Here is an 8,536-nt window from a genome sequence, read left to right on the forward strand (position 1 = left end):
CCCGTCCCAAAGCCACGCATCTGATCCTCGCCGCCCATCCATGCGAAACCCGCTCAGCCACGCCGAAAGTCAGCGACTAAAACAGCACCGTCCTAGACGGGCACGTAGCTGGTCAAGCCGCCGTCGACGACGAACTCCGCCCCGGTGGCATAGGACGATTCGTCGCTGACCAGGAAGATCACGAAGCTGGCCACCTCGCCCGGTGAGCCGCCGCGGCGCATCGGGATGGGCGTCAACATCTCGTCGGTCACGCCCCTGCTCATCGGGGTCCGCACCAGGCCGGGGTGGATCGAATTGACCCGAATGCCGCTGCCCGCCAGTTCAACCGCGGCCGATTTGGTCAGGCCCCGCAGGCCGAACTTGGAGGCCACGTAGGCGTGATGTCCGGGGGCGCCGGCCAGGCCCTGGACCGACGAGATGTTGACGATCGAGCCCGTGCCGGCGTCGATCATCGGCTCCACGGCGGCGCGCATCCCCAGATACGCCCCGGTCAGGTTGACGTCGAGAACCCGTTGCCAATCGGACAGCGACGAGCCTCGCAACGGGCCGTGTGTCCCGATTCCGGCGTTGTTCACCAGCGCATCGAGCCGCCCGAAGGCGCTCACCGCCGCGGCGACCGCCGCATCCCACTGATCGGCGTCCGTGACATCGAGGTGCACGAATTGCGCCGCTGCGCCCAGGTTCTCGGCGACCGCCCGCCCGTCCTCGTCGAGGACGTCGCCGACGACCACCTGGGCGCCGTGTGACACCAGGGCCGCGGCGTGGGAGGCACCCATCCCTCGGGCACCGCCACTGATCAACACCACTTTGCCGTTGACGCGTCCCATGCACGCCACGGTATGCGCGGTCGCGCGTGCGTCGGTGAACCTGGCCGTTTGCGAGTGGATCGGGATCAGAAGGTGTACTATCCCGCGGGTTTGGGTACGGAATCGTTGTGACTTCTCAGCGACGGATGTCACGGATCGTGGACGAACACCGGTTCGACGCGATCGCGGCAGCGGTGCCCGGCGGGCAGTCGGGTCCGGTCGGGATCGCATTTTTGGACTGTGACCTCAACATCCGTGGTTTTGACGCGACCTTCGAAACGGTCACCATGCGGCGGCGGGACGAAACGCTCGGCCAGAACGTTTTCGATGTGTTTCCCGACAACCCCGACGATCCGCAGGCCACCGGCTCGTCGCTGCTGGCCGCATCCATGGAGAGCGCGCTGCGCCGGCGCTCGACCGACCCGATACCCATCTGCCGATACGACATCACCGATCCGCAGAACCCGGGCGTTTACCTCCCCAAACTGTGGTCGTCCACCAGCACCGCGGTCGACGACGGCGGGGAGCAGATCGGAGTGTTGCACCGCGTGGTCGAGATCACGGCACTCGACGCCGCCCTGTCCGCGTTGGCTCTGCACAACGAGCACGCCATACCCTTCAATCCCGCCGAGCAGCTGCACATTCTGAGCGCCCTGGCGGCCGTCGTGGGCGCGGACCGGGCGCGGGTGCATGCGCTGGCACGCGAACGTGATCAGCTGCGGCGCGCCCTCGAATCCCGCGACGTCATCGGTCAGGCCAAAGGCATGCTGATGGAACGGTTTTCCGTCGATGCGGTGGAGGCTTTCGACATGCTGGTGAAACTTTCGCAGAGGACGAATGTCGTGCTGGCGGAGATCGCCAAGAAGGTTGTCGAGATCGACTCGGCGTGAGCGGTCCGCGGCACGGCGGTGTAGCGGGATGGCGACGGGGTAACCCGACCGCTCGCAACCGCTGAGTGCGCCGGAAACTTCGATTCACGACCCTTGGGAGGTCGCAAGTCTCGATGAGTTACTCGCCGACATGAAGGCGCGGCGAGTTCATCCTGTTGCTACCGTATCGGCCACTCCGCAACGACTAGAGAAATCGCTGGGACCGGCAAACGTGGCCAATCCCACTGCAACGAAGCCTAATCCGAGGGGACAGGTTGTCCACACCGAGCAAATAGGTGGACGGCATGAGCATCTGACTGTTGAATGTGTTGTCTAATAACGTGTTTAGTTGGCGTAAGCAACGTGTGTCCACTATGGTCAGCGCATGAGACGAAGCCGACTCGAGCCGCAGCAGCGACGCCAACAGTTGCTCGACATCGGGGCCGCGATGTTCGCGGAGAAACCGTATGAAGAGGTCTTTGTGGAGGACATCGCCGCTCGCGCCGGTGTGTCGAGAGCGCTGCTCTATCACTACTTTCCGAGCAAGCGAGACTTGTACGTGGCGATATTCACCCGTGCGAGAAACCGACTGCTGGCGCGGGCCAACCCCGATCCGGACCTGCAGCTCGCAGAACAGCTCGCCGCCGGGCTCGAGGCCCACATCCAATATTTTGCCGATCATCCTTTTGAGGCGATCACGATCAACCGTGGCGCGCTATCGGATGACCCAGCGATCCAGGCGATCATCAACAATGAGCTGAATGTCGTCGGCCAACGCCTGATCGACAAACTTGTCGGCGAGGGCCGGCCACGCGATGTCACCGAGATTGCCGTGGAGGGATGGTTGGGTTTCGTACGCGCAGCGTGCGTGAAATGGGTTCAAACGCAGAAGATCACCCAAATCGAGCTCACCGAAATGTGTACTCGCGCATTCGAATGCGCTCTCGGATATTCCAAACACCCTGCCGCACAGCAGCTTACGAACGGTATTCGCCCTCAGGTGATGACTGAGCTGCCGGAAGGGTGGAGCTGCGGTCGTGGTGCTGCCCGGCTGGCGGCCAACAGCCCGACTTCTTGTTAGACCGGTGCGGTCGACAGTCCGGAATCCGTCCGCGGCGGGAGTGGGCATTTGTTCGAGCGAGGCCGCAGCTACCTCGACTCCGATCTCGATAGAGCCGTACGGGCCACCGCCACTCCCACAGGGATTGGCGCTGACTGCTTTGGAGCACTAATTTCCCTAAGGTGATGTTCTCAGCTGCTGGTGTCGTCGCGCGGTGGATGGCGCCCTTCCTCACGGTTGCGGCCGTTGCCGTCCTGGGTGTTCTCGATCACCAGGTGCCGGTCGGTCCGGCGCCGGCGGTGCGCCTGGCCGACGACGCCAACCCGTTCGCCGGCACGCCCCTCTACGTCAATCCCGGCTCGGCGGCCATGCGCGCCGCGCAGCACGCCGATCCGCCGAGTCCCGAGCTGACCGCAATCGCCAACACGCCGCAGGCTTACTGGATCGTCCCGGGTGGCTCGGCGGCCACGGTCGCCAAATACACCGGTGACGCGCGGGCTGCCGGGGCGCTCCCGGTGCTGACGCTCTACGGAATCCCGCACCGCGACTGCGGCAGCTTCGCCGCGGGGGGCTTCGCGACGGGCGACGCCTACCGCGCCTGGATCGACGGCATCGCCTCCGACGTGGGGGCGTCTCGCACGGCGGTCATCGTCGAGCCGGATGCCCTGGCCATGGCCGACTGCCTGCCGGTCGACCAGCGCCAGGAGCGCTACGACTTGATCCGCTACGCCGTCGACACGCTGGGCCGCAATCCGGGCACGGCCGTGTACGTCGATGGCGGCCACCTGCGCTGGCACAGCGCCGAGGACATGGCCGCCAGGCTCAACCAGGCCGGCGTCGGGCACGCGCGGGGCTTCAGCCTCAATACTGCGAACTTTTTCACCACCGAGGACGAGATCGGCTACGGCGAGGCGATTTCGGGGCTCACGAACGGTTCGCACTACGTGATCGACACGTCGCGCAACGGTGCGGGACCGGCGCCCGACTCCAAGTTGAACTGGTGCAACCCCAGCGGCCGGGCGCTGGGCACTCCGCCTACCGCGGCCACCGGCGGTGCGCACGCGGATGCCTACCTGTGGATCAAACGTCCCGGCGAATCCGACGGGACCTGCGACAAAGGCGACCCGCCGGCGGGCACGTTCGTGAACCAGTACGCCATCGACCTGGCCCGCAACGCGGGCCAGTAGCCCGCGCCGGCGGCCCCGCGGTCCTTGCGAAAGCCCGGCTCGCCCGACCGCCAGCCACGGTCAGGTTGCGGGCGGGGCGGGTTGCTCGGGCGGAATCTCCCCGTCGCAGCCACCGGGTGGTGGCGGGCCCGGAACAGGTTCGTCGCCACCGACGCAGTCGTAGTAAAACTGAGGGCCGGTCATCCAGGTTTTCATCCACTGGTGCCAAAACGATCCGTCGGGGTATTTCTCGCCGTCGCAGACGGCCAATTGGCCCCAGCCCCAGCGGCCGCCCGGGCAGTAGCCTTTCGTAATGTCCGGCTTGTGGGGATCAGGCGGATCGGCGGTGGCAACCGCAGTAGAAAGCACAAACGCCGCAGCACAACCCAGTATCGCAGCCCCAAGGCGAGTGATCTCGAACTTCATTTCGACTCCCTTAAACCGTTGAATCGCTACAACCGATCCAAAGCGATAGGAGAACGCTAGCGGAAGCGGAACGCAGGCGCTTTTGAATCCTCGTCAGACACCGCATAGAGCCGCGGATCGAGCGGCGTCCTGCTGGCGGTGGTAAAAGCGCTGCAACGGGTGCGCCAACCTCAGCGTCCAAATACCCTTGTCAAGCAGCACGCTCGGAGCGCAGCGGGCGGGGGTGCTCTGGGAACAACAAATGCGGCAGTGCTGAGGCGTTTGGCTGGCGCCCAGGTTTCTTGACGAAAGGCCACGGAGGTTTCGCTGGCCTATCAGAGCGTGATTTGAGTTCCGCTATGGCGCGATTTCTCGGCCCGATCATTAGGAGCGGCCTCCTGTATCCAGACTGATTCGGCAGCCTGGGGGAAAGCCGGTGAAAGTCGACGCCGGTGGCAAACCACGACGGGAGAGGCATGGTAGCGCGCAGGCCGCCGACGAGCGTCCAAATTGGGAAAGAATGCGAATAGAAGAATCGCGTCTGCGCCGCGTCGATTGGCTTTCACGCGGAGCCGCAGAACCGACCCACGTCGACGTGGGATCCTTCGCCGCGAACACAACGCCCACATACAACCGGATCAGCAGAACTGCGGCCGGGCCCCGGGTGGCGGTCAACCGAATTAACCGGGAACTGTTTTGGGTCATCAGCATTGCCTTCTACGCAGATGTGGTGTCTATGGGCCGACCAGCCGCCCGGTTCAGGACCGTCGTCGTCGGGGTGCGCGGTCGACGCGGCGCAGTCCGTAGACCGCGACGCCGACGCCGACTACCGCGGCCCCGGAGATCACCGAGATCAGCGGCAGCGCGAAAGCCAGAACCACGCAGCCAAGAAACCCGACGACCGGGATCGGGCGAGCGGGGCGGCCCTCGTCGGTGCGCAGCGTGAATGCGGACGCGTTGGCGATCGCGTAGTAGATCAGCACGCCGAAGGAGGAAAAGCCGATCGCGCCGCGCACGTCGGCAGTGGCGGCCACGATGGTCACCACCAGGCCGATCAGCAGTTCGGCACGGTGCGGCACCTGAAATCTGGGGTGCACCGCGGCCAACACGTGCGGCAAGTGGTGGTCACGCGCCATGGCCAGCGTGGTGCGCGAGACACCCAGGAGCAGCGCCAACAGCGAACCCAGTGCCGCGACCACCGCGCCAGCCCGCACCACGGGCACCAGCCAATCCGCCCCTGCGGCCCGCACCGCATCGGACAAGGGGGCCACCGCGTCCGTCAGTCGCTGGGGCCCCAGCACGGCAAGTACGGTTACCGCGACGATGGCGTAGACGGCCAGGGTGATGCCCAGGGCGAGCGGAATTGCGCGGGGGATCGTGCGGGCTGGGTCGCGGACTTCCTCGCCGAGGGTGGCGATGCGCGCATACCCGGCGAAAGCGAAGAACAGCAGCCCCGCGGCCTGCAGCACCCCGCCGACCGCGACACCCGCCACATCCAGTCGCGCGACCGCCACACCGTCAGAGGCCAGCACCGCCACGACCACCGCCGCCAGCACCAGCAGCACGACGGCGACGATCAGGCGCGTCAGCCGTGCCGACTTCTGCACCCCGGCGTAGTTCACCGCGCTCAACGCGACCACCGCCGTCGCGGCGATCGCATGGGCCTGCGAGGGCCACACATAGGACCCCACCGTCATCGCCATCGCCGCGCACGAGGCGGTCTTGCCCACCACGAATCCCCATCCGGCCAGGTATCCCCAGAAATCGCCCAGGCGCATTCGCCCGTAGACGTAGGTGCCGCCGGACGTCGGATACACGGCGGCGAGGCGGGCCGAGGACATCGCGTTGCAGTAGGCCACCACCGCCGCCACCGCCAGCCCGATCAACAGCCCGGATCCCGCGGCATGGGCGGCCGGGCCGAGCGCGACGAAAATCCCGGCGCCGATCATCGACCCCAGCCCGATCATCACCGCATCGCCGGTGCCGAGTCGCCGCGCCAATGCCGGGGGGCCGCTGGCTATGACTCCTCCTGACGGCCGAGGATCTCGGAGGCCAATTCGGCGAGCGCGGCGCGCTCCTGGGCCAGCGCGGCCCGCCCGGTGTCGGTGATCTCATAGACCCGGCGGGCGCGTCCGTCGACCACCTCTTGCCGGGAGGTCAACAGGCCGTCCGTTTGCATGCGGTGCAGCATCGGATACAGCGTGCCCGGGGAAATCTTGTAGCCGTGGCCGGCCAACTCCTCGGCCATCCAGGCGCCGTGGACCGGCTCGATGTCCGCGTGGTGCAGGATGTGCAGCCGCACCGCGCCGCGTAGGAACTGGCTCACGCGTCCGCCCGAATCGGACCAAGTTGCTGCCCGCCGCATACCACGCGCATCCGTACCACCAATCGGTATCGGTCGACGATATCGGGTTACGATATCATCTGGCGCGTCTACCGATCCGACGACAGGCGCGGAGAAGAAAGGCGTGACCGTGGTCGAGCACTCACCCGCCGTGGGCCGGCGTCAGCTTTTCGGGATCGCGCTGCCGGCAGTAGCTGGGGTCGCGCTATCGGCATGCGGTAGCCCGCAGCGCGAGGCCGGCCAGTCCGGCGCACCCTCAGGAGAAGAAGTTCCCGTCACTCCTCCCGAAGACCTGATGCGCGAGCACGGAGTGCTCAAGCGCATTCTGCTCGTTTATCGAGAGGTGATCCGGCGCGTGCTGGCGGGTGATCAGTTTCCGGCCCAGGCGCTCAACGCGAGCGCGGGGATCATTCGCGGCTTCATCGAGGACTACCACGAACACCTCGAAGAACACTATGTCTTTCCCAAGCTGGAACAGGCGGACAAACTCACCGACCTCACCACGGTCCTTCGGACCCAGCACCAGCGCGGCCGCGTGCTCACCGACCGAGTGCTCGCCGCCACCGGTGGGGCGGGGACCCTCGACCAGTCTGCGCAATCAGCCCTCGTCCAAGACATGTCGGCCTTCGTCCGGATGTATGAGCCCCATGAGGCACGCGAAGACACGGTCGTTTTCCCCGCGCTGCGTGAAGTGGTGCCCGCCAAGGAGTTTCGCGACCTGGCTGAGATTTTCGAAGACGAGGAACACCGGCGGTTCGGTCCGGCCGGCTTCGAAGGGATGGTCGACAAAGTAGCCGACATCGAAAAAAGCCTCGGCATCTACGACCTGAGCCAGTTCACGGCGACGTAGGGTCCCTCGCAGGTTGGTCGCTTTGCTTGGTGCTGGTGGCCGCCGGCGCGCAGGCCATTCCCAGAAGTGGCGGCCCCGGCACGACGCGGACGCGCGACCCAGGGATTACCGCGCGGATCCGCTTGTGCAGCAGAAGATCTGCTAATTTCGGCTCGGGTCGGGACCTGTTGTTTCACCGTCGATTCGTGGTCATTGGCGATTGATTTAATCAAGCCGGATGAACGCACCCTCCGGTATCCTCTAGGTGGGCGGGTTTCACGACTGGGACGGCGCTTAATCGTTGTGGCTGATGAGGAGGCGGTAGCCGGCGTCAAGCCGTTCTCGCCTGACCAGCTCCGGGTGTCTTTCATGCCATTTCCCGGAGTGCAGGTCGTCCGCCAGCCGGGTTTAGTCCTTCGGCCAGCGTGGATTCGCCGGCGTAGGCGAGCATGGACATCCCGGCGCGCACGGTGGGGTCGAGGTAGGCCGCCGGGCGTCGCCAGAAGGCGGCCCCGAACCCGTCGGTGCAATCGTGTGGCACCGGAACCGTCTGTACCTCTGCTCCCCCCAACAGCTCTGTGAGACGTTCGATCGGCACGTACAGTTCGTCGCTGATACGGGTGGCCTCGGGCAGGTACTCGCGCAGCAACCAGAAGTCGCGAGTCACCGTTTGATCCCACGTCAGCACCACGATCCGGTTGCGGGTGACTCGACGCAGTTCCTCGATGCCGGCAGCGACGTCGCCCCAGTGATGCACTGTCAGTATTGCCATTGAGCCGTCAACACAGTTGTCTTGCAGCGGAATGGCTTCGGCGATGGCTTGAACACACGGGGCGGATCCCGGCGGACGTTGGTTGATCATCACCATGCTCGGCTCGACTGCGGCGACGGTCTGGGGTGGTTCATAGGAGCCTGCTCCGGCCCCTCTCTGTCAACCTGGGTTGAGGCGCCCGCCCCCCGATAATTAGTGACCCGAGGGCGGGGATGGAGAGATTCCCCGAAATGACAAGCAAGGTGACGACGTTGGTCTGCGCGGCCGGGATGGAAGATCCTGGTC

9 protein-coding genes are annotated in these 8,536 nt (G+C 65.7%); 4 read left to right on the forward strand and 5 right to left on the reverse strand.

The genetic code is table 11. The features are described from left to right. Window positions 1-92: 92 nt before the first annotated feature. Window positions 93-827, reverse strand: coding sequence for a glucose 1-dehydrogenase (locus AC2VOR_RS03535; protein WP_369737838.1), 735 nt, complete (start codon window positions 825-827; stop codon window positions 93-95). Between the two features lie 125 nt (window positions 828-952). On the opposite strand from AC2VOR_RS03535, the gene AC2VOR_RS03540 reads away from it, so the two are divergent. From AC2VOR_RS03540 to AC2VOR_RS03550, 3 genes are all read left to right on the forward strand, one after another. Continuing rightward, the gene (locus tag AC2VOR_RS03540; RefSeq protein WP_369737840.1) at window positions 953-1,696 is read left to right on the forward strand and encodes an ANTAR domain-containing protein; all 744 of its coding nucleotides are present in this window, start codon (window positions 953-955) and stop codon (window positions 1,694-1,696) included. Window positions 1,697-2,060: 364 nt separating this feature from the next. Beyond that, window positions 2,061-2,756, forward strand: coding sequence for a TetR/AcrR family transcriptional regulator (locus tag AC2VOR_RS03545; RefSeq protein WP_369737842.1), 696 nt, complete (start codon window positions 2,061-2,063; stop codon window positions 2,754-2,756). A 161-nt stretch (window positions 2,757-2,917) separates the two neighbouring features. Beyond that, a complete protein-coding gene (locus AC2VOR_RS03550; protein WP_486963207.1) occupies window positions 2,918-3,922 on the forward strand; it encodes a glycoside hydrolase family 6 protein in 1,005 nt (334 codons plus the stop codon). 60 nt (window positions 3,923-3,982) lie between these two features. Here AC2VOR_RS03550 and AC2VOR_RS03555 read toward each other — a convergent pair whose 3' ends face one another. The 3 genes from AC2VOR_RS03555 to AC2VOR_RS03565 form a co-directional block, all read right to left on the reverse strand. Continuing rightward, window positions 3,983-4,327: a hypothetical protein gene (locus AC2VOR_RS03555; RefSeq protein ID WP_369737844.1), complete on the reverse strand. Its 345-nt coding sequence runs from the start codon at window positions 4,325-4,327 to the stop codon at window positions 3,983-3,985. 737 nt (window positions 4,328-5,064) lie between these two features. Then, window positions 5,065-6,327 carry an APC family permease gene (locus AC2VOR_RS03560; protein WP_486963208.1) on the reverse strand — a complete coding sequence of 421 codons (1,263 nt, stop codon included), beginning with the start codon at window positions 6,325-6,327 and terminating at the stop codon, window positions 5,065-5,067. Beyond that, window positions 6,324-6,632 carry an Rv3488 family transcriptional regulator gene (locus tag AC2VOR_RS03565; protein WP_369737845.1) on the reverse strand — a complete coding sequence of 103 codons (309 nt, stop codon included), beginning with the start codon at window positions 6,630-6,632 and terminating at the stop codon, window positions 6,324-6,326. The genes AC2VOR_RS03560 and AC2VOR_RS03565 overlap by 4 nt, the downstream gene beginning before the upstream one ends. Window positions 6,633-6,774: 142 nt before the next feature. Here AC2VOR_RS03565 and AC2VOR_RS03570 point away from each other — a divergent pair, with 142 nt between their 5' ends. Continuing rightward, the gene (locus AC2VOR_RS03570) at window positions 6,775-7,500 is read left to right on the forward strand and encodes a hemerythrin domain-containing protein (RefSeq protein ID WP_369737846.1); all 726 of its coding nucleotides are present in this window, start codon (window positions 6,775-6,777) and stop codon (window positions 7,498-7,500) included. Between the two features lie 346 nt (window positions 7,501-7,846). Here AC2VOR_RS03570 and AC2VOR_RS03575 read toward each other — a convergent pair whose 3' ends face one another. Next, window positions 7,847-8,347, reverse strand: coding sequence for a class I SAM-dependent methyltransferase (locus tag AC2VOR_RS03575; RefSeq protein WP_369737848.1), 501 nt, complete (start codon window positions 8,345-8,347; stop codon window positions 7,847-7,849). Window positions 8,348-8,536 lie beyond the last annotated feature (189 nt).

The sequence above is a fragment of the Mycobacterium sp. TH-M103 genome, from assembly GCF_057473785.1.